The sequence below is a fragment of the Gordonia sp. 34D genome (genome assembly GCF_056682775.1).
This window is the reverse complement of the sequence record NZ_CM155293.1, coordinates 3,384,602-3,407,228: the sequence shown is the minus strand read 5'-3', so window position 1 is coordinate 3,407,228 and position 22,627 is coordinate 3,384,602. Positions and strand designations below refer to the sequence as shown.

At 66.2% G+C, this 22,627-nt stretch carries 10 protein-coding genes; all 10 read right to left on the bottom strand.

What is annotated here, in order from left to right:
• Positions 1-2: 2 nt before the first annotated feature.
• On the bottom strand, positions 3-4,487 hold the full coding sequence (locus tag AC1L34_RS15770) for an amino acid adenylation domain-containing protein (protein ID WP_480034895.1): 4,485 nt from the start codon (positions 4,485-4,487) through the stop codon (positions 3-5).
• Positions 4,484-9,709 (bottom strand): amino acid adenylation domain-containing protein, encoded by a 5,226-nt coding sequence (locus AC1L34_RS15765; protein WP_480034894.1) that lies wholly within the window; start codon positions 9,707-9,709, stop codon positions 4,484-4,486. The genes AC1L34_RS15770 and AC1L34_RS15765 overlap by 4 nt, the downstream gene beginning before the upstream one ends.
• A gap of 137 nt (positions 9,710-9,846) precedes the next feature.
• Positions 9,847-10,578: an MTB12 C-terminal domain-containing protein gene (locus AC1L34_RS15760; RefSeq protein WP_424321785.1), complete on the bottom strand. Its 732-nt coding sequence runs from the start codon at positions 10,576-10,578 to the stop codon at positions 9,847-9,849.
• Positions 10,579-10,641: 63 nt separating this feature from the next.
• Positions 10,642-13,728, bottom strand: a complete 3,087-nt coding sequence (locus tag AC1L34_RS15755; protein ID WP_480034893.1) for an SDR family NAD(P)-dependent oxidoreductase — start codon at positions 13,726-13,728, stop codon at positions 10,642-10,644.
• On the bottom strand, positions 13,721-15,025 hold the full coding sequence (locus AC1L34_RS15750) for a beta-ketoacyl [acyl carrier protein] synthase domain-containing protein (protein WP_424296958.1): 1,305 nt from the start codon (positions 15,023-15,025) through the stop codon (positions 13,721-13,723). The genes AC1L34_RS15755 and AC1L34_RS15750 overlap by 8 nt, the downstream gene beginning before the upstream one ends.
• Positions 15,022-15,774, bottom strand: coding sequence for a thioesterase II family protein (locus tag AC1L34_RS15745; protein WP_424296960.1), 753 nt, complete (start codon positions 15,772-15,774; stop codon positions 15,022-15,024). Before AC1L34_RS15745 ends, AC1L34_RS15750 begins: the two co-directional genes overlap by 4 nt.
• Positions 15,774-16,412 carry a GNAT family N-acetyltransferase gene (locus tag AC1L34_RS15740; RefSeq protein WP_424296962.1) on the bottom strand — a complete coding sequence of 213 codons (639 nt, stop codon included), beginning with the start codon at positions 16,410-16,412 and terminating at the stop codon, positions 15,774-15,776. Before AC1L34_RS15740 ends, AC1L34_RS15745 begins: the two co-directional genes overlap by 1 nt.
• A complete protein-coding gene (locus AC1L34_RS15735) occupies positions 16,409-17,689 on the bottom strand; it encodes a SidA/IucD/PvdA family monooxygenase (RefSeq protein WP_424296964.1) in 1,281 nt (426 codons plus the stop codon). Before AC1L34_RS15735 ends, AC1L34_RS15740 begins: the two co-directional genes overlap by 4 nt.
• Positions 17,686-21,207: a non-ribosomal peptide synthetase gene (locus AC1L34_RS15730; RefSeq protein WP_424296966.1), complete on the bottom strand. Its 3,522-nt coding sequence runs from the start codon at positions 21,205-21,207 to the stop codon at positions 17,686-17,688. Before AC1L34_RS15730 ends, AC1L34_RS15735 begins: the two co-directional genes overlap by 4 nt.
• Complete coding sequence (locus AC1L34_RS15725; protein WP_424296968.1) at positions 21,204-22,538, bottom strand: salicylate synthase; 1,335 nt, start codon at positions 22,536-22,538, stop codon at positions 21,204-21,206. Before AC1L34_RS15725 ends, AC1L34_RS15730 begins: the two co-directional genes overlap by 4 nt.
• Positions 22,539-22,627: the final 89 nt, after the last annotated feature.

Here is a 22,627-nt window from a genome sequence, read left to right as displayed (position 1 = left end):
GCCTAGCGACGACCGAGGGCCGAGACCGCCCGGGACCACAATTGCGACAGGCGCGCGATGTCGGCAGGCGACAAGACCGTGGAGCAGTAGCGCCAGTTCGTGACCAACTGGGGGCCAGCCGGCGTTGCCCGCACCACCGCGACAATGTCGAGGGCGTAACGAAGGGGGAGGTCCGGTTCCGGATCGGTCGGCAGAAATTCGTTGAGTTCCAAATCCACCACCGGCCGCCACGGCTCGGGATCGTCGTTGGCGACACCGAGGTCAAAACGGCCGAGGTAGTTGAACTCGATCTGCGGTTCGATCCCGGCAACCAGGTCCGGGTCTTGCACGCCATAGCGCAGGAGCCCGTAGTCGAGACCCCGGTTGGGAATCGAATCCAGCTCCGCCGCAACCACTTCCAAAAGCTGGCGACCGGAGTCGGGTTCGGCCTCCAAGTGATCCACTGTCACCGCTTTACCGGCGGCCAGTCGGACGGGGAAGACCGTGGTGAACCAGCCGAGTGTGCGCGAAGTATCAATCCCCTCTCCGACGGTCGCGTCCTCGCGACCATGCCCTTCAAGCGCGATCAACGCCCCAGCGGTCGCATCCTGACCGCGCTCAGCCCGCCACGACGCCAAGGTCGCGGCCACCGCCGTCAGCAAAAACTCCCGCATCCCCACCCGCTGGTCGATACCCGCCAGAATCTGCGCCGTCACGTCTACAGCGGTCAACACCGGAGCCGACCGCAACGACGCCCACGTGTCCCGGCCGATCGCGGTGACCCGCTCCCCAACTACCGGATCCTCGGCGGCAACCTGACTGCGCCAGTAGTCCCGCTGCGAACGGGCAGCGTCGGAGTCGACGCGGGCCAGCAGCGCGGTACTCCACGCCCGGTAGTCGGTGAACTCCGGCTGAATCTGCCATGCCGCACCACTGGCGATCGCGGCACCCGCCTCGGCGAAATCACCGAACAGGATCTGCCAGCTCACCGCATCAACGGCCAAGTGATGGACCGCGAACAACAGCAGGTCCTGCTCGTCACTCACGATTCGGACTGCGGCCAGCATGTTGCCGCGATCAGGGTCGACGGCGTCGTTGGCCTCCCGCGCGGCGACGGCCACCAGATCTCCAAGCGACTTATCGTGCTCCGGGCCAACGGCCCAGAAACGGCTTGCCGCGTCGACCACGCCAGGTTCCCGCGTCACCAGGACGCCGCCCTCGCGCGTCGACCGCAGCATGTCGTGACCGTCGATCACCGCCTGCAGCACCGAAACAACCTCGGTGTCGGCAACACCCGCCGGAAGGCGGAACAAAACTGTTTGGGTGAAGCGTCGCCAGTGGCCGCCCTCGTACATCCACTCCACCACCGGCAGCGCCGGGACGTCCCCGTACTCGCGGTCGGCGACGGCCCGGGCCAGCGTCTCACCTCGTCGTACGGCGGCAGCGAGGTCGCGAATGTTGGGAAACGCCATCACGTCTCGGGCCGCGATCTGGTCGCCTCCGGTCCGCAACGCGGTCACCAAGGCCATTGCGACAATGCTGTCCATCCCGAGATCAAAGAAGTCATCGTCGAGCGCGGGCCGGCTACCGAGCACCCCGGTCACCGCGGCGGCGACGCGTTCCTCCACGTCGTCGAACACCTCATCAGCAGTCCCGCCACCAGCTAGCGCGGCCTTGGCCGACGCCGCGAGGACCCCGCTGTCGAGTTTGCCGTTCGCGTTGACCGGGAACATCTCGAGCACGACAACCCGCGTCGGAATCATGTGCGACGGCAGGCGCAGCGCCAACGTACCGCGCACCTCGCCCGCGTCGAGCCCGGAGCCCGCGACAAACCCCACGAGCGCTGCTCCGATCGGCCGGTCGACGACGATCACCGCCGCGTCACGGACACCGGGCACGTGACGCAAGGCCGCCTCAACCTCGCCGACCTCAATCCGGTAGCCCCGAATCTTCACCTGAGCATCGCCACGTCCCACGAAGACAATGTCGCCAGCAGCGTTGCGGCGCACCAGATCTCCCGTCCGATACAGGCGGGCACCGGGCACTTCGGGATCGGCCACAAACGTTGCCGCCGTCTGCCCGGGTCGGCCAATGTATCCGCGCGTCACCTGGCTGCCGGTCAGGTACAACTCCCCGATCACGCCGTCGGCGACGGGCCGCAACCGCGAGTCGAGGACACGCGCCGTCATGCGGTCGGTGGGCCCGGCGATCGTCGGGACGGGCGACGACGACACGCGCGCCACCATCGCTTCGACCGTCGTCTCCGTGGGTCCGTAGCAGTTGAAGACGGCCGTCCGCGGCAGGCTACCGAGCCGCTCCCACAGGGCGGGACCGATCGCTTCACCACCCAGGGCGAGGACGGTCAGCGTGGGATGTCCCGGTTCTCCGGACACGAGGCCTGCCGCATCGAGTTGACCAAACATCGACGGCGTGGTGTCGATCATGTCGATATCTCGGTCGCCAAGAGCGGCGACGAGCCGTGCCGCATCACGCGTTTCGGCTTCGGAGAAGAGATGAACTTCGTGGCCGTCGAGCAGCGCGGCAAGCGGCTGCCACGAGGCGTCGAAGGAGAAGGTCCACGCATGCGCCACCCGCAACGGCCGTTTTAGTTGCTCGCGGCCAACGTTCAGTACCCGGTCGCGGTGATCGCGCGCGTAGCTGGCGAGTGCGCCCTGGGTGCCGACGACTCCCTTCGGTTCGCCGGTGGAGCCGGAGGTGAAGATCACGTAGGCGGCATCGGTCGGGGAAACCTGCGGCGGCGCGAAGGCATCCGATTGGCGCACAGTCCAATCGGTCAACACTGTGCGATCGTCGAAGGCCTCGTGCGGCCGGTCGGCCAGCACGACCGTCACGCCCGATTGGTCGAGGAGGTTGCGGATGCGGGTCTCGGGTTGGGCCACGTCGATCGGCACGTATGCCGCACCGGCCAGCATGGTCGCGAGAATGCCTGCGACGCTGCGCCCCGAGCGGACGGGCGCGAGCCCGACGACCGAACCGCGCCCCACCCCCGCGGCACGCAGATCCGTCGCGATGCTGACCGCCCAGTTGTGCAGGTCGCGGTACGTCCAGCGGCCGTCATCGGCGACCAGGGCAATCGCCTCGGGAGTGGCCCGCACTTGCTCGACAAACAGTCCGACCGCCGTCGTCCCAGCGGGGAGCGACGGACCACCGGCGGTTTTCGCCACCCACTCCTTCTCGTGTTCCAGCAGGACATCGAGGGTGGCTACCGGTTTGTCGGCAGCCGCGGGCAGCTGCTGCAGCACGGAGATGATCCGGTCGATGACCCGGCCGGGGTCAATCGGGCCGAGGGCGTCGTCGACCGACTCGGTCATGATCACCAGTTCGCCGTCGAGTTCGTAGGCAACCACCGTCAGCGGGTAGTGCGACAGCGATTCCATCGCCAGCGGCAAGAAGCGGGTGCCGTCGGCGGCGGTGACGGCGTCGGTGGCCGACCCGATGGGGGCGTTCTCGTAGACAAAGAGCGTGTCGAAGAGGTTGGCCGTTCCCGCTGCCCTGGCGATGTCGGCGAGCCCGAGGAAACCGCGATCGCGCATCTGCGCCGAGGTTCGCTGCGCAGCGACGCATGCCTCGAGAATCGTTGCCCGCGTTCCCAAGTCGATGCGGACCGGCACCGTGTTGATGAACAATCCCACCATGTCGGACGCGCCGGGCAGGCTCTGCGGTCGCCCCGAAATCGTGGTGCCGAAGACGACGTCGTCGCGGTCGCTGAGGCGCCCCAGCACCACCGACCACGCGAACTGGGTGACGGTGGCGGGCGTGAGTCCGTGCTTGCGTGCCCACCCCAGGATGCGGGCCGTCGCGTCGGCATCGACAGTGCGCCGCCGCCGCTGCGGTTCGGTGGCGGGGGTCCCGGGCGCGCCGATCAGGAGCGGCAGGCAATCACGCAGGTAGGCGGCCCACGCCTCAAGGGTGGTCGCGGAGTCCTGCTGCGCTAGCCAGGCGATGTAGTTGCGGTAGGGCTTCACCGGCGGCAATGCGGCCGCGCTCCCGCCCGCACCGTAGATGGCGAGGAGTTCGCGGAAGAATAGCGCGACGGCCCACCCGTCCATCAGGATGTGGTGGGCGGTGACGATGAGCCGGTACCGATCAGTGGTCCCGTCTGGCCGAAGTAGGCCCGCCAGCACCACCCGCATCGCCGGCCCCTGGCGAAGGTCGAAGGGGCGGGTGCGTTCGGTGCGCGCGAGGTCGTCGAATGCTGTGGCGTCGATGGCGACTTCGCGCCATGGCACCACCACTTCCGTCGGCACAATCTGGACCGGATGCGGAACCCCTTGATCCCACAGGCTGACCCGCAGATTGGGATGCCGAGCCAAGATGGCCGCAACACTGGCCCGCAGGGTCTCCGCGTTGAGCGGCCCACTGATCTCGACCACAAACTGCATCGAGTAGACGTCGAGCCCGTCGCCCGCCATCTCCGACAGCGAGAACAATCCGGCTTGCAGCGGCGAGAGGGCGAGGACGTCGTCGATCCCGGTTGGTGCCGTCATTTCTGGGTCCCCCATGCTGATCCGAGCGCCGACAGCATGTCGGCGGACAGTCCCGATGCCGACATTGGTGCCGCCTCCACCATCGGTTCCGGTTCTTCGACGACGGCCGCCGTCTGGGCGGCGTCGATGGCTTCGGCGAGTTCGGCGATGGAGTAGTAGTCGAAGATCTGTTGCGGGTCGAGCGCGATGCCCGATGCCGCGGCGCCCGCCGACCACTGGATCGAGATCACGCTGTCGCCACCGACCGCGAAGAAGTTGTCATCGCGTCCAATTCCCTTGACCGACAACAGTTCTTCGAGCATCGCGACCAGTGCGCGTTCGGTGGCGGTCTGCGTCCCACCGCCCGCGGTGTAAACCTCTGCGGCTGGCGTCGAGGCGGGAGCGGTGGCGTAATTGTCGATGACCACCGACCCCGGCGACAATGCGCGCAATGTCTCGGGCAAGGCAACGGCTGCGCCGGGCCCGTCGACGATCCAGGTCGCGACCGACGCGCAATGGGTCAGGCCCGCGTGCGGCAGGCCCGCCAAAGTCGACGGTCGGGCCTGGACCCGACGAGGCGAGCCCGCGGCGATCAGTTCGGCCAACGCGGCGGGGTCCTCAGCGTGGACGGACCGGTCGAGGGTCGCCGCAAGCGAGGGCCCGGCGATGTCGGCGAGGGGACGCTGCGGGTCGTCGGCGAGCGCCGTGCATAGCGACACAAATCGTTCGGCAATTCCGTGGGCGGTGTCCTCGTCGTACAGGTCGGCGCTGACGACCAGGCGACCGGTCAGCGAACCGGAATCGGTGGTCGAGACGATGAGATTGAGGTCGAGATACGAGGTGTCCATTTCCATCGGGAGCAAGCGCATGCGGGTGCCGTCGACCAGCGGGATCGGCGCATCGCCTGCCCCATCGCGGAAGTGAATCATGGTTTGGAACAGTGGATTTCGGGCTCGCGTGCGCCGGGGATTGAGGGCTTCGACGAGTCGCTCGATCGGCACGTCCTGATGGGCGAAGCCGTCGAGGACCGCGTCACGCGAGCGATGCAACACCTCGCTCAGCGTCGGTGTGCCGGACAGATCGTTACGGAGCACCACCATGTTGGCGAGTAGTCCGACGATGCCCTCGGTTTCCGGCGTGCGCCCGGCCGCGGGAGTGCCGACTGCGATGTCGGGTCCAGCACCGAGCGAAGCGAGGGTGGCCGCCCAAAGTCCGTTGACTGCCATGAAATCGCTAACGCCGCTGGCGGCAAACACCGTCTTGAGAGTCCGATAACAAGCAGCCGGAACCGTGAAATCGACGAGGTGCCCGCGCTGGCTCAAGCCGTCCGGACGCGGGCGGTCGGCGGCCACCAGGATCTCGTCGGGCAGACCGTCCAGACGTTCGCGCCAGAAGTCGACCTGTTTGCGGCCAAATCGGGCGGCTTCACCGTCGGCCTCGAGACCAAACACCCGATGTTGCCACGCGACGACGTCGCTGTACTCGGCGCCCGAGGGTGGAGGCGGTGGCACCTGCCCTCGCAAGCGGAAGCGATAGGCGTCCGCCAGGTCGCCGAGGATCAACTGCGTGCTCGCGTGGTCGACCACCATGTGATGAATGGCCAAAACCAAGCGCACACCGTCGATCAGGGTGGCGCGGAGGAGTGGCGCCGACGCCAAATCGAATGCCGCCGTTGCTGATTCGTCAGTGCCATCAACGTCGAGAGGCACCTCAACCTGATCGGCGACGACGGCCGTCGGCAACCCGTCGACCTCCGCAAACGAGGTCCGCAGCGACGCATGCCTTGCCACCACGTCGTCGAGCGCCGACTGCAGGGCGTCGTGGTCGACGGGTCCATCAATTGCCAAGGTCAGCACGATGTTGTCGGCCGCGCTGCCGCCACTGAACCGGTGGTTGAACCACATCGCCAACTGCGAGAACGACAGCTGGGACCGCACCGACGGCTCACCGACCACCAGCGGTGGTCGTGCCGCGGTGGGCTCGCTGGCCCAGTCGGTACTCGCCCAATCGTCGTTCGCCCAATCGTCGTTCGCCCAATCATCCTGCGCACCATCGGCATCGAGGTCGACGCCCAGTTCGGCGCGAGCGCGTTCCACCAGGAGCGCGGCGAGGCCGGAGACAGTCGGATTCTCGAACGGATCGCGCACATCCACGTCCAGACCGAACTCCGACGACAGCGCCGTCACCAGGCGGGCCGCCAGCAGCGAATGGCCGCCGAGGTCGAAGAAGGAGTCGTGTGCACCAACCGCGCGATCGGCAAACAGTTCCGAGAACACCGCTGCCACACGGCGCTGCGTGCGCGTCTCCGGTTCCACAAACACCGCGTGCGTCAGGTCCGGGATGGGCAGCGCGTCGCGATCGAGCTTGCCGTGCACCGTGATTGGCACGTCGTCGATCACCACCACTGCGTCCGGAACCATATGCGAGGGGACGCTTTTCGCGACAAGGTCACGCAGCGACTCGGGACTGCACACCGCGCCATCAGCGGCAATCACGTACGCGAGGAGACGATCGTCGACGACGGTCACCAACGCCCGCTGAACCACGTCATCGGCGGCGAGGATTGCTTCAATCTCCCCCGGTTCGATGCGGAAACCGCGGACCTTCAGTTGATCGTCGGATCGGCCAACAAAGTGCAGTTCACCGACTTCATCACGACGTGCGAGATCGCCGGTGCGGTACAAACGCTCGCCCACCCCGCAATCTTCCCGCCCAAACGGATTGGCAATAAACCGGCTGGCCGTGAGGCCGCTGCGGCGCAGGTAGCCGCGCGCCAACTGCCGCCCACCGAGATAGAGTTCGCCGACCATTCCGACCGGCACCGGCTGCAATCCCGCATCTAACAGGTGCGCGGTAACACCCGGGTTTGGCCGACCGATCGGCACCACTGCCCCACCGCGCGGTCCGTCGATTCGATGATGCGTTGCGGCCACCACCCCTTCGGTGGGCCCGTAGTTGTTGCTGAGGTTGGCGGTGAACGCCGTGGTGAAGGCATCGGCGACCTCACCGGGCAGCGCCTCGCCGCCAACCGGGACGGTGCGCAGCGTGGTCCACTGCTTAACTTCCGGAATCAACAACAGCGTCGACAACATGCTCGGCACCATGTGCATCACCGTTACCTGCTCACGAACCAGCAGCTCAGCGAGATACGGGATATCCGTGAGGGCCCCACGCTTACCGATCACTAGCGTCGCGCCCGCTGTCAGCGTCGCGAAAATCTCGAAGATCGAAGCATCGAAGCTGACCGACGAAGTCTGGAGCAAACGGTCATCGGGACCAACGATCCGCGCGCCGTCGAAGGCCCGTAAATGCTCGGCGATCGCGCGGTGCTCCACCGCCACACCCTTGGGAGTGCCCGTGGAACCCGAGGTGTAAATCAGGTAGGCAAGCGACGACGGTCGTGCCCGACCCGGGATCGCGAAACCATCGGTGGGTGCCGCACGGAGGCGCGCGACGTCGGCGGCATCGAGGGTCACCGCGGGGCGCGCATCCTCAAGTAGAAACTTGACGCGGTCGGCCGGATAGTCCGGATCCACCGGAACATACGCGGCACCCGCCTTTCCGACGGCCAATGCCGCGACCACAAAGTCGGCACTCGCCGCCATACGGAGTGCGACGACCGGGTCGCTCGTGCCATCGGCTTCCGCAATCGCCTCGGCGAGATGGCAGCTCAGATGATCTGCCGCAGCATCAAGTTCAGCGTAGGTGAGCGTGCGATCGTCGGTCACGATCGCCGGATGGTCGGGTCGGACGGCCGCGACGGCCTCAAACATTCCAACCAGGGTGTCCGGAACGTCGTCCATCGCAGGCCCCGTCGCAGTCGACAGAACGGCGTCGCGGGTGGCCGCATCGAGCAGTCGTGCATCACGGATCGGGGCGTCAGGCCGAGCCACCGCATTAGCCAGGAAGGTCGAATAGGCCGACAAGATGGCATGCGCATGCGCGTCGCCGAATCGGCTGGCCTGGTACTGAAGTTCAAGCACCGGCCGCACCCCCAAGACGACCGCGAACTCCAGTGGCAGCTGCGCCTTCGGCGCGTGAAACTCGTCGAGGTGCGCTATCGCCACCCCCTCCAGGTCCAGACCCGCGAGGTCGTGCCGCAGGGAGAGACTCGTCGACACCAGCCCCGCCAAGCCGGCGCGGCGGTCGTCGGAGACTTCAGCGACCACCAGGTCGATCGGCGTACGGCACGCGTTAAGAGCCGCCGCCAGCGAATCACTAGCTGCGCCAACGAGTTCGGTGAAAGTTGACGACGCCGAGATAGGCCCGCGCAATAGGATCGTGTTGCCGAAATAGCCGATGAGATCGTCGGCACCGGCCGGTCGCACGGTAGTGGGGACAGCGAGCGCGGCGTCGCTCATCACGCCACCCCCGTAGGCACGATGCAGAAAGGCTCTGGTGGCCGCAATGAATACGGCGAACGGCGTGGTGTTGAGCGACCGTGCGAGGTCGGTGACGGCGGCTTCCAGCGACGCATCCAGCGGGAGGTGGACGCGTCCACTGCCTGCTTCCAAGCGAGCGGGCGGCAAGTCGAGCATCTCGGGTGCGGGCCGCAGGGTGCTGTGCCAATACGCCAGATCCGCCGCCATCTGCTGCTCGGAAGGATCCGGGATGTCGGCATACGCCCGACGTGGCACGTCGACCGCTTCGCCACGGTAGGCGCGGGCCAGATCGCGGAACAGGACTGCCCAACTGTCGTCGTCCCACGCGATGTGGTGAACGGTCAAAAGGAGGATGTAACGGTCGGAGGCGAGGGTCGCGAGGGTGACTCGCAGCGGCGCCTCCTCGGCGAGCCGGAAAGGCGTCCGGGCTTCCCGCGCGGCAAGCACTTGCACTCGTCGTTGCGCCGCGGTGTCGCTGAGGTCGGAGAGATCGATTTGGGTCCAGGCAATTTCGTCGCCGATGCGATGCTCCATCACTGGCTCGCCCGCATCGTCGGCGAGATATCGCGCGCGCAGTGGCTCGTGTTGCGCCACTACGCTGCGGAAAGCCGTCCCGAACCTGGTCTCGTCGAGCACCCCGTGGAGACCGAACGCCACCGAAACGTTGAGCGAGGTGTCGGCGGCGTCGCGGTGACCGACGAACCACAGGCGGCGCGCCGCAAGTGGCAGGTTGGTGCGATCGCGGTGGGCCCGCGGCGGATCGTCGTTTGTCGATGCATCGTCTGACTGATGCGCCAGCCCGCTGGCCTCCAACCGCTTGCGAAGGAGCTCTCGTCGCCGTCCAGCCAGATCAACCGTCATTCATCTATCTTAGCGTAGCCTTACCTAACCGCCGCACCCGGACCCTTCTCGCATGATGCGTCGATTCCCGCACTACGTCAGACATAGTGCGGGAATCGACGCATCATGCGAGAACGGGAGGAGCGGAGCGACGACGACTAGAGATTGCAGGGAATGGAGGCGTAGGAGCCGAGGTCGCAGACGGAGGCGTTGGTGAGCTTCCAACGGCCGTCTTGCCACACCCACTTGAGGGTCATGTAAGTCGGGTCGTAGCCGGGAGACGCGAGCTTCATGCGCGCCGACGCCGTATTGCCGTTCACGGTAACCGGGTCGACGATCCGGTACGTCAGACCCATCGCCTTGAACCGTTTAGCGAGACCAAGAATGCCCTGCGCCTGATTCACCGCGCGAGACCCACCCTCAAGCCGCTGCGCCTTCTGTGCGCCCGAGGCACCCGAACCGAGAAAATCCAGATCCGCCTGCAACTGCGCAGCGGTCGGCGTAGTGGGGCCACTCGCCTGCGCGGCAGTCGGCTGCGCGGCAGTGGTGGCCTCAGGGACCGGCGCGGGGGCCGGGACATCGGCCGGAACCTCCGCAACCGGAGCAGGTGCCACATCCGACGACGGCGCTGCCGCGGGTGCCGCGGGCGCACCCGGCGCTTGCTGCTGCGCCCCCAGATTCACGACAGTCGCTGGTGCCTCCGCCACGGCCGCCTTGGTAGTCACACCGCTAACCATGAGCCCGGCCATACCGATCGCCAGCACAATCGCCGAAATCATCGCGGCAATACCCGCGGACATCATCACCGTCGGCCAGTTGACCTTCGAGCCGGATTCGTTGGCCGCAGCCTTCGATTGTTCCTCGACCACGTATCGCTCGTCCTCATACATGCGGCAATTCAACCAAACATAAGGAAGGTAAGTCTAGCCTTAGTAAGGTTGCCCTGGTCACGGTCATGCGGCGTCCAGAATTTCGACGACATCGGCCAAGCTCGCGCCGCCGAGGATTGCTTCCACCGGCAGGTCGCGTGATAGCCGACCCTGGACGCGTTTGCGGAAGTCCAACGCCTGCAAGGAATCCACCCCCAACGCCACCAACGGGGTCGTCAGGTCAATATCACTCGCCGCCAGCCCCATCGCCACGGCTAGCTCCTCAACCAGGCCTGCGGTCAAATCCTCCGACGGGACATCTGAAGACGGAATGCCCGCCAGCGGGATGTCAGTCGACAGCGTCATCGGAATCGCTTCAGCGGCAACACTCTCCGGGGATGGCTCAGGCTGGCCAACTTCGGGCACCGACACCCGCAGGTCCGGAACTTCGGCGATCAACGACGACATTCCCAGCACCGAGAGCAGATCCCGCAGATCCGGCCAGGTGGCGGCAAGAACCTGCGCATCCTCGGTGACGCGGAGTCCAACGTCAAGGGCGGCAGTCGGCGCCATCGGCACCACCCCCGTTGAGGTGACCCGCTCCACGCCGTCAGCGTCGAGTGGCCCTTGCACCGCCCACAGGCCCCACCCGATCGCGACGGCGTCGATCCCGTTGGCTCGGAGGTGCGCCGCCTCAACTTCCAAGAGTCGGTTGGCCGCGGCATACAGCGCTTGGTCGCGTCCGCCGATCGTCGCCGCCAGCGACGAGCAGATCAGCACCCGCCCACCGCCATCTTTCCCAAATCCGTTCAGTGCCGCCATGATTCGCGACAGCCCATCAACTTTCGCGCCGAAAGCTCGGGCCACATCGGCCGGGGTGAACGACGTCAGCGGTCCGGCCACGTAGTCGAGTGCGGCGTGCACCAGCAGATCTACCTTGCCAAGGTCACCGACGGCCGCGACCACAGACGTCTCGTCGGTGAGGTCGCAGCGCCGCAGGTCGACGACGACGCCGAATCGATGAGCAATCCGCCGCGCCGTTCGCCGCGCCTCCTTGTTGCCACCAGACCGGCTGAGCAGGATGATACGCCGGGCACCGTCGTGCGCGATCCGCTCGGCCATCGCCAATCCGACCCGACCGGTACCGCCGGTGATGACGGCGTGCGTCACCGCTGGCACCTGTTGATCCGAAACATCAACTGGGACAAGTCGTTTGACCAACGTCGCACCGTCACGAAGCACCACGGCCGACTCCCCACCGACGTGGATCGCCGACAAAATGTCGTCTGCCGATGCCCCGCCGATGGGCAGATCGAGCTGAGCGATACGCAATCCTGGCCGTTCGGCCGCCAAGCACCGAAGCCCAGCCATCACGGCCGCATGCCCGGCATCGGCAATCTCCGTCGGCGCCACCGTTTCGGCGCCGGTCGTCGCAACCCACAGCATCGCCGGGAGTTCGACGAGGTCGAGTTCGGTGAGGACGTCGCTCAGCAAGCCGACGCCCCGCCCGACAGGAAGCAACAGGAGCGCGGCATCGGCTCCCGCGCCGGATCCCTGCCACGCGCGAGCTCCGTGATCCGGGGCGCGCAGACAGATCTCCTCGGCCGCACGATGATCAGCATCGTCCATCGTCAGGAGTGCAATCTTTTGGGGTGCAACGAGCTTACGACTGGCCGGACGCTCCCACGCCGTTCGCAATGCGCGCACGTCATGGTCCACCCCCGGTGATGCCCAACCGGGCTGGTTCGCTGCATCGTCGATCCCGTCGATGAACGGTGCCCAGTGGTGGACGCGGCGCATCGGCGAGTTGGGAAATCCCTCGAGTGGGAGCGCGCGGGCCGGTGACGCACCGGAGTCCTCGGTGGCCCATGCGGTCCAGTGAAACCGTTGATCGCTGACGGCCACGGTCAGCACGTTTCGGGTGAAGAGTTCCAGGTCGGTGCATTCTCGACGGCGCGTTGCGATGATCTCGGTGTTCGGGTGATCGGCGAGGGTTTCCGACATTGCCAATACCAGCGTCGGATGCTCGGCAATCTCAATGAATCGGTCGGCACCGGAGTCGACGGCGGTGGTGATGGCGCGGTCGAATCGCACTCGATTGCGCAGGTTCCAGAACCAGTAGTCGCGGATCGGCATCGTCTCGGCGATGGCCTCACCCAAGGTGGCACCGACGCACGGGATCTTGGCCGGGCCGAACAGTTCGCCCAGCCCGTACCGGTCAAAGTTGGGTGCCAGTTCATCGCGGAACTTACTGACAATGCTGGTGTGTGCGGGATAGGCGACGCGAATCTCCTTGGCGAACTTGCCTTCTGCCGTCAACGACTCCACCAGCGAGACGACGGCATCGCGTTCACCCGACACGCACAGGATGTGCGCGGAGTTCACCACCGACAGTTCCATCCACCCGGAGTTTCGCGCCAGGAGGGCCTCGGCCTCGTCGATATCAATACCGAGGACGGCCATCGTGTAGCCACGCGGGGCCACCGCATCGACAGCCCGCGCACGCACCGTGACCACGACTAACCCGTCGCGGAGGGTGGCGATTCCACTGCGTACCGCGGCGGCGATCTCGCCCTGCGAGTGTCCGACGGTCATCTCCGGGCGCACGCCGGCGTCGTCCCACATGGCGGTGAGACCCAACATGTGCATGAATAGCGCCGGTTGCACCACGCGCACGTCGTCGGTTTGAGTGGTGCCGCGGCGACCCAAAACGTAGTCGATTGGCGAGGTACCGAACAGCGCCATGGACTCGGCATGGCATTCGTCGACGGCCGCGCGATAGGCCGCCGAGTGCGCATAGTCGACGGCACCCATTCCGGGGCGCTGGCCACCCTGGCCGGGGTAGACGTAGGCAAACCTGTGCGACGACGCGGTGCCCCGAACCACGCACGGGTACGACCGTCCGTCGGTCAGGGCGTCGAGTGCTTCCAAAAGTTCCGTGCGATCGGACACCGCAGCGATCGCCCGATGACGACGCACCGGCCGGGCATCGAGGAGGTAGTCGGCGACGCGCTGAGCGTCGAGGCCCGGATTCGCGCGCAGGAAGGTGGCGATTGCGGCGGCGAAACGCCCCACGCCCGCTTCTGCATCGGCGGAGATGACGACGGGGATACGACCGTCGGGCAGCACATACTTGTGCGCAGAATGGTGGTTCAAGGTGGGCTCAGGCACGGTTGGCCTCCGGCATGTCGACGATCAGGTGGGTGTTGGTTCCGGAGACACCGAAACTGGAGACGGCCGCCAGTCGGTGACCGTGACGCGCAGGCCACTCCTGTGTTACTGACGGGATGCGCAATCCAGCTGTGTCCCAGTCAATGTCGGTGGTGGGTTCGTCGGCGAACCGACTGGCGACGATCTGTCCGTTGCGTCCGCACTGCAGCACTTTGATGAGGCCGAGGACGCCCGACGCGGCCTGGGCGTGCCCCGCGTTCGACTTCACCGACCCGACCGCGGCCGGAGTCGCCGCACCGCTGGCCGCGCCGTAGGTGGCGGCGAGGGCTTCCAGTTCGAACGCATCCCCGAGGGTTCCGGTCCCGTGCCCTTCAATCAGGTCGACGTCGGCGGCGTCGACCCGCGAGATCCGCAAGGTGGCTTCGATGACCTGACGCTGCGCTTGCGCGCTCGGCACCACGATCGGGGCACCCGCTCCGTTGTGATTGACCCGCGATCCGGCGATGGCACCGTAGATGCGATGCCCGGCGGCGCGTGCTGTGGCCGCCGTTTCGAGGATCACCGCACCCGCACCTTCGCCCCACGCGGTGCCGTCGGCTTTCGCCGAATACGACCGGCAGCGTCCATCTGCGGCGAGTGCATTGTTTCGGGAGAACTCGAAGAACGCCCCGGGTGAACCCATCACGCACACACCACCGGCGATCGCGCTGTCGCATTCACCCGCGCGGATGGCGGCGGCAGCCTGGTGGATGGCCGTCAGTGAGGAGGCGCATGCGGTGTCGATCGTCATCGATGGACCGGCGATGCCGAGGGTGTGCGAGATGCGGCCGGATACCGATCCCATTGCGGCACCGGCGATCCGGTGCCCCGAGTAGCTGTTGACGCTTGCCGCCCGGGGCCCATACTCCATTGCCGATGCCCCGAAGTAGACGCCCATCTCGGCGCCGGTGAGGCTGTCGGGCCGTACCCCGGCGTTTTCCAAGGCCCGCCACGCCACACGCATCGCGACTCGCTGCTGCGGATCCATTGCCGTCGCCTCGCGGGGGCTCAGTCCAAAGAACTGCGGGTCGAATTCCGCGGCCCCGTCCAGGAAACCGCCAGCATCGGGGACCGCGCCCCACCCGGGGAGCGCTCCCAGCGCCAGGATCTGGTCGATGGGCCAGTCACGATCGCGGGGCAGCGGCCCGATCAGGTCAGCACCGGCGGCGAGAGCGTCGAAGAAGTCCTCGGGTGTCTCAATCCCACCCGGTGCTTCCACGCCCATCCCGACGATAACGATGGCATCGTCCGGGATCATCGCGCTGCCCCGGCCAGGAGAAGGTCGACCAACGTTTCGGGATGCTCGTTGAGATAGAAGTGCCCGCCGTCGACGATCCGGACATCGACATCGTCGGCATGGCGGGTCCACGAATGCAGCCGAAACGGTGCGATCACCGGGTCGTCGGCGCCGCCAATCACCTGGATCGGCACCGACACCCGAGCATCAGTGGGACAGTCGTAGGCGTCGAACGCCCGGTAGTCGGCGCGTAGCGCGGGCAACGCCATCCGCATAACGGCATCGTTGGACATCACTTGGCCCCCGGTGCCCTGTAGCCCCGACAGATGCGCCAGAAGTTCCTCATCGGAATCGGGGTGTTTAGGCAGATCCGCCACTTGGCTGGGTGCTGTCGCGGCCGAAACCACCAACCGCGCCGGCGGCCCTCCGGCGGACTCAAGCAGCCTGGTGAATTCGAAAGCGACGATGGCGCCCATGCTGTGACCAAACACCACCGTTGGGCGGCCAGCGAGGTTGTCGTCGGCGGCCACCGACGCAAAGGCCTCGGCGGCGAGTTCGGTCAGCGAGGTGGCTGCGGCTTCGCGGGCACGGTCTTGCCTGCCCGGGTACTGCATTACCCGGACCTCGTACTGTGCCGAAAGTTGTTGCGACAGTTCCCGGTACGAAGACGCTCCGCCACCGGCGTGGGGAAACACGAGCAGAAGTGGCGAGTTCTCGTGAACCGGTTTGTGGAAGGCGCGGAGAGCGGGGGCGGTGCGGGCTTGTGTCATCAGTCAACATCCAAACTCGTGGGGGCGGTCAGGGTGGGTGCAACGGGGCGGTCCAGCAGGTGCAGCGCAACGCGACGGTCCGGGCGGACTTGAAACTCTCCGACGTCGCTCCACCCACGCTTCGTGAGGGCACGCCGGATGGGGGCATTCGACGACGCCGGTTCCGCGACGATGCGACGGCAAGCGGGGTCTGCCGCAAGCAGCGCGTCGGCCAGCTCGCGCAGCATCCCGGAAATCAGGCCGCGGCCGAGGAGCGCACGATCGGCAGTCGCGATGTGAAAGCCGAGGTCGTGTGGGTCCACCGGGTAGAGCCTGGCGATCTCGTCGCGTGCCACCCGATAGATCTCCAGGTATCCGACGTCCACACCGTTGCGGGCAAAGATCACCGGGCGCGAATAGTCACCCGACAGCCGATAGCGGGCGTCGGCGCTCCAGCGTTCGCTGGACCATTCCTGCTCCCAAGTACTCGCCAGATGTTCGCGCGCGAACCATTCCTGCAGCATGGCCGCATCGGCGTCCGGATCTACCGGGCGCAGGGCAAACTCCCCCGCTGCGGTCGGCACCGGCGGTGGTCCAGCCGCCCGCACGTCGTCATCAACGCCGATGATTTCCCGGGCGATTCGGTAGTCGTTGGTCATCGGCCCAACCCACTTCGGGTAGCCGCGCGGTCGACGGCACTTCTCAGCACCCGGTTCGAGAGTTCGCCCAGGCAACTGAGATTGGGGAAGCCGGGGCCTTGTGCAAAGCCCGCGAGATTCGGAAGATACAGCGGTTGGCTCAGGCCGGTGACGGCGAGGTCGTGCCCGATCGCCGCTTCCACAACCCCCAGCTCCGGCCGGTTGCCGAGCGCCAGTTCAAGCTCGTCGAGCGTCTCGTCGTCGAACAGATCGAGGAACCACAACGGGCGGCCACCTGTCGCGTCGACGACCAGATCGAAGGAGTGATCGGTCGCCATGGCCCCCGGGTTGTCGAGCGTCAGGGTCACCGAATCGCCCACCCGTCTCGCGCCGGTAACGCGGCCCCGCAGGTGGTGGATGCGGTCGTCAGTCAGCAGGTTTTCTTGGACGCTGACGGAGAACACTCCGCGGTCGGTCCGGCGAATCACGTCGCGCCGCTCCGTTGCGGGCAGCGCCGACCAACCGGTGGGGTCGGAAAACACCGAGTTCTCGAAATAGCTTTCGCCGCGCGTATAGATGGTCGGTGCCGGTGAGATCACCGAGATCGACATCATCTCGTGGCGCACCAATTCGTCGAGGGCCGACGCCGCCGTCTCCCCGCCGCCGACCACCGCGGCGCGTGACGCCACCGGAATATCTTTGCGTGAGATGGCATTCCAAAACTTCGACACCGAGTAGACGCGCGGATCGTCAAGGAGCGGCTCATCACTCGACCCCGGGCCGGTCACCAGGAGTCCGTCGCCGCTGACCGTTTCGACAGCGCCATCCGCGGTCACATAGTCGAGTCGCCAGCCGTCGTCTTCCAGATGCACTCGGTTTACCGTTCCGAGGCGTAAGTCGGTCCCCGACCGCCTGGCCACCCAATCGAGGTAGCGCGCCCAAACGTGATGGTGCGGGTTTGGTCGGCCGCGGTCGACCCATTCGGTGTAGGTCTGATGCGCCACCAGGAACGCCATCCAACTGAACTCGAGCATTCCCGCGTTAATCTCCGCGGCGTGCATGCGATGCGGTGCGCCGCGATACGGGAATCCGACGTCTTTCTCCGGACTGGTTCCCAGCCGATGCCGACCGTCCGTCCAGCCGCCCATCGGCAACCAGTTGCCGCCGACCCCGTACCGGTCGACGATCACCACGCGCGGTGCGGGCAAGCCAAGATCGGCGAGGACCTTGGCTTTCGCTGCCACAGCAAGTGATTTCGGGCCCGCGCCGATGCACAGGAGGGTGGTGGTTTGGCTCATTGGGCAATCAACTCTTCGTCATCCATGGCGGCGATCTCCAGATAGAAGCCCGCGATTTGTTCCAGTCGGCCGGGCACCTGATCGGTCTCGGCGAGCCGGGTTGCCAGCTGCGCGATACTTCGGGCCGCAAAAATATCGGCGACCCCCGCTTGCGGCGCGTCGAGCAGGTCGCGGACGCGAGCAATCACCGTCGTGGCCAGCACGGAGTCGCCGCCGGCCGCAAAAAAGTCGTCGTCGACGCCAAGCCGCTGACCGTGCATCACATCGGAGACAATGGCCAGGAGCGCCCGTTCCAGATCGGTGGCGGGTTCGCGGCTGGTACTCACTGAGCCGCTCGCAGCACCGAGGAGTGCGGTGAGCGCGACTCGATCAAACTTGCCGTTGCCGGTCAGCGGGAGCTCGTCGCGCACGTCCAACACCGCGGGCACCATGTACGACGGCAGATGATTCGCGAGCTGCGCCAGCACGTCGTCGCCTTCCAGCGTCACGCCCGGCTCCGGTGTCACCGCCGACGCCAGAACAGCCGGGCCGTCGCCGGTCAGGAGGATGGCGACCGCGTGACGTACGCCGGGCAGGCTCCGCAGCACACCTTCGATCTCGCCGAGTTCCACCCGGTAGCCGCGGATCTTGACCTGATTGTCGGCGCGACCAACAAACTCAACGGTGCCGTCGGGCCAGTAGCGAGCGAGGTCGCCGGTGCGGTACCAGCGGCTACCGGCGTATTCGACAAACCGTTCCGCCGTGCGTTGCGGCTCGTTGCGGTAGCCGCAAGCCACCCCGTCACCGCCGACCCACAGCTCGCCGGTCACCCAATCGGGGCAGTCGGTGCCGAGTTCGCTAACTACGCGGCACACCACATTGTTCAGCGGCGTACCGAACGGCACCGCCGTCCAATCGGCGGGCGGCTGCGAGGTTTCGCAGACCGTGCCGTGAATGGCGATCTCGGTGGCACCGCCGAGGCCCGCGAACCGGGTACTCGGCGAAAGTGCAGCCAGGCGCACCGGTAGGTCGACGCCCACCCAGTCGCCGCCAATGAGGACCGCCCGCAGGCTGTTCCCCAGATCTTTGGTGGTGGTCTCAGCATCGGTCAGTAACATATCGAGTGCGCTCGGGACGCAGGTCAGGATGCTGGCCCCGTGCGCGACGAGTTGCTGCCGCCACGCCGCCGGATCTTTCGCGTCGTCGGCACCGATGGCGATGACCGCACCGCCCGCACTGTAGAGGCCGAAGATGTCGTAGACGGAGATATCGAATTCCAAAGCTGCGACAGTGATTGACCGGTCCGCCGGGCCAACAGCAAAGCGGCCGTTGATGTCGTCGATGGTGTTCATGGCCGCACGATGCGGTACCTCGACCCCCTTCGGGGTGCCCGTGGATCCGGAGGTAAACAGCACGTAGGCAACGTCTTCCGGATCGGGCAGGTGTGGTCCCGACAGTGGTGGCGCCGTCAGCGCATCGGATAGTTCCACAACCGGCAGGTCGAGCGTGTCCGCCGCGACAGCGTCGTCGGTCAGCAGTACCCGCGCTTCGCCAGTTCGCAGAATGGCGGCTCGACGCGAAGTGGGTTGGTCGTAGGAGACGGGCACCCACACCGCACCGGCGGCGTACACACCGAGTGTCGCGATCACCTGCCGATAGCCCTTGCGGAGCGCAACGCCAACGGCGTCGCCCGGCCGCACCCCGACCGCACGGAGGCCCGAGGCCACCGCCAGGGCTTGCTGCGCGAGTTCACCGTAGGTGAGTTCAGAGCTGCCAGATTCACTGTCATCAGCCCAGATCAGCGCGGAGCGCCCCGGGTCGGTGGCCGCGACGTCGAAGAATCCCTGGTGCAGCACTCGACCACTGGCCGGCGCATTCGTTGCGTTAACGGCGCCGCGAACCGTCCGCTGGTCAACGGGCAATTGCGGGAGTGCCTCCGCCAGCCAACCGGCTTCGCCCGGAGCGGCCAGCCGATCGAGAGCCGCAGCAAAGTGCGCGAACATCGCCTCGACCACCCCATCCGGGAACTGGTCGATCCGCACGTCCCAGTTCACCAGGAGACCGCCGCCGAACTCGGTGACCTGGGCATCGAGTAGGACCTGTGGGCCTTGCGAGACCAGATGCACCGGTTTGCCGAAACGACCGAGAACCTCGTCGGCAAACAGTTCGCCAAGACCCAGCGCACTGGTGAAAACCACTGGGGCCAAGATTGTTTCGCCGCGACGACGGCTGAGGTCGCGAAGCACATCCAGAGCACCGTAGGCGCTGTGGGCACCGGCCTCGTGCATGCGACGCTGCAGATCGCGAGCAAGATCAACAACGCAGTCGCGGCCGGGCTCGGTCAGGACGGTGAGATCGACGTCGACCAGAATTGACGAACTGAAGTCGCCCGACACCAACTCGATTTCCGGGTGCATCGGTGCGCGATTGAAGAGCGGAACGTTCAGCAGAAAACGTGGGCTGGCCGACCACGCGCCAACACTGGCGGCATAGACGGCACCGACAACCGCTGCTGGCGTCAGACTGCGGGCGCGGGCTGCGGCGAACAGGGTGTCGCGGGCCTCACCGCTGAGCCAGTGATTCATCCGAAGCACCTGCGGCCGAGCGTGCGCGCTCTGACCCGCTGGACGCGACGGGAGTTCCGGTCCGCCGGGAAGGTCGTCGAGCCGCTCGGCCCACCATTGCCGATCGGCATCGCGCGCCGAATCTGGATGTTGCGCACGGTCTTTCAGGTAGTCCCGATAGGAAACGGCGATCGGAGCGGGAGTTCTGCCGTCGTAGAGGGCGACGAGATCGCTCAGCAGCATCCGATAGCTCATGGCGTCCGCCGCGAGCATGTCGATGTCGAAGTGCAGCCGATGCTGGCCGCCGGGGAGCAAGGTCAGGGTGAGATCAAAGACCTCGCCGCTCGCGACGTCGAGCACCTGGTGACTTTTGCCGGATCGGCGATCCGCGAGCAGCGTGGCCAACTCATCGGCGGCTGCACCGCGTTGATCGTCAACCACCAGTGCCGGGCGACGCAGGCTCGGATCGATGATCTGCCTACCGTCTGCGGTGAAGCGAGCGCGCAGCATGTGATGGCGTTGAGCCAGTGTCTCGGCGGCCGCAGCGAGGCGCTCAGCATCCAGGTTCGCACCATCGAACTCCACGTACAGGTGCGCGGCCACCCCGCCAAGTTCCGTGCTGCCGGTTCGACCAACCCAGTACGCGTGCTGCATCGGGGCGAGCGGGAAATCGTCTCCCTGCCAGTCGGTTTCGTCCCAGGTGATGGGCGCGGGTGCGTCGGGAGTGCTTGTCGGCGCCAGGAGCGCGGCCCACGCGGCGACCGTCGGGGTAGCTGCCAGATCGGCGAAGCTGATGTCGTGCCCGCGCTTGCGCCACCCACCGGCGAGCCGCATCATTCGGATGGAATCGAGCCCGACGCCGATCAGATCGTCGGCATCGTCGATCGTCGCGGCGTCGATCCCGAGAAGCGCCGCGATATCGTCACGGATCGCTTTGGGGTTGATTGCTTCGGGTTTGATTGCTGTTGGATTCATCGAGCGGCCCGCACGACAAACGGGGCCACACTGGCGAGCTTCTCACAGGTTTCTTCAAACTCCCGGTCGGGGCGCGACTGCCCCACGATGCCAGCGCCAGCGCGAATCCAGGCGCGGTCGCCCTCGGCGAAGATGCTCCGCAGGGCGAGGGCAGCCTCTAGAGCGCCACCGGAATCGGCCATCAGGACCGCACCGGAATAGAGTTCGCGACGCTGCGGCTCCAATCGATAGATCGCTTCCAACGCAGGCGCTTTCGGAATCCCGGACGCTGTGATTGACGGAAATAGCACGCCGAGCGCGCGCCACGGCCCCGCTTCCGGATCCAACCGTCCGGACACCGTGGAAGCGAGATGCTGAACGCTACCGCGTTCACGGACCACCATGAACTCGTCGACGGCGGTGGTCCCCGGGAGCGCCACCGACTCGATCTCCGTGAAGCATGCACGTACCGACATGGCGTGCTCGGCGATCTCCTTCTCGTCCGACAGCAGATCCTCGCGGGCCGCCAAGTCGATATCCGGTGACCGCCCAAAGGCTCGAGTACCCGCCAGCGGTTCGGTCACAACTGTCCCGAAACCGTCTGCCGCCACCACCAGTTCGGGGCTAAAGCCCGCCGCCGCCAAACCCCCGAGTCGCAGCAGGTACGACCGCGCCGGGTTGTTTCCCGCGCGGCCGCGGACATAAGTCGCCGGGATGTCGACGTCGTAGTCGATATCGACGGCGCGCGAGAGAATCACCTTCTGGTAGCGGCCGTCGTTGATTTCCCGGACCGCGGTCGCGACGCGCCCGCGGTAATTGTCATGATCGACGGTCACATTGATCTCGTCCCCGCTGCCGGGCACCATCGGGTGTTCGGCCAACTCCCGCAGGCGAGCGAGTGTTTCTTCGTCGGCATTTTCCATGCCGATGCCCGCTTCATCAATGAAGGCTTCAAGCCCCGGAACAATAAATTGAGCGAGAACCACGTCGTCGGGAACGTGATCTAACAGTCCGTGATGCGGTGCGCAGTAGTCGAATCCGACCCAACCGTAGAGCCGCCAGTTCGGCTGGCTCAATCCGGCGAAAGCTTCTCGAAGGGCATCGGCGGGTTGGCCCTGCCAGCCGAAGTCGAGATGCTGGCCGTCGTGCTGGTCGACGATCACCCGATTCTTCGTGAGGACGATTCGGGCCTGCGGGCGAGCGGCAAAAACCCAACGCCCGTCACGTTCGTAGACGACATAATCACCGAACTCTCCCGACGCCGCCCAGGTGCCGCAGACTGCCGCGGCATGGGCGGCGAAGTCGTCATTCGGGTGGGTGTCCACTGCTTCGGAAGCTGGTGCCAGCGCCATTCGTATGTCCCATCATCGACTGCTAAGAAATTAGGTGAGGCTAATCTACATCAGCCACCGGAGTAGGTTAGGCTGCCCTAGCCTCACCT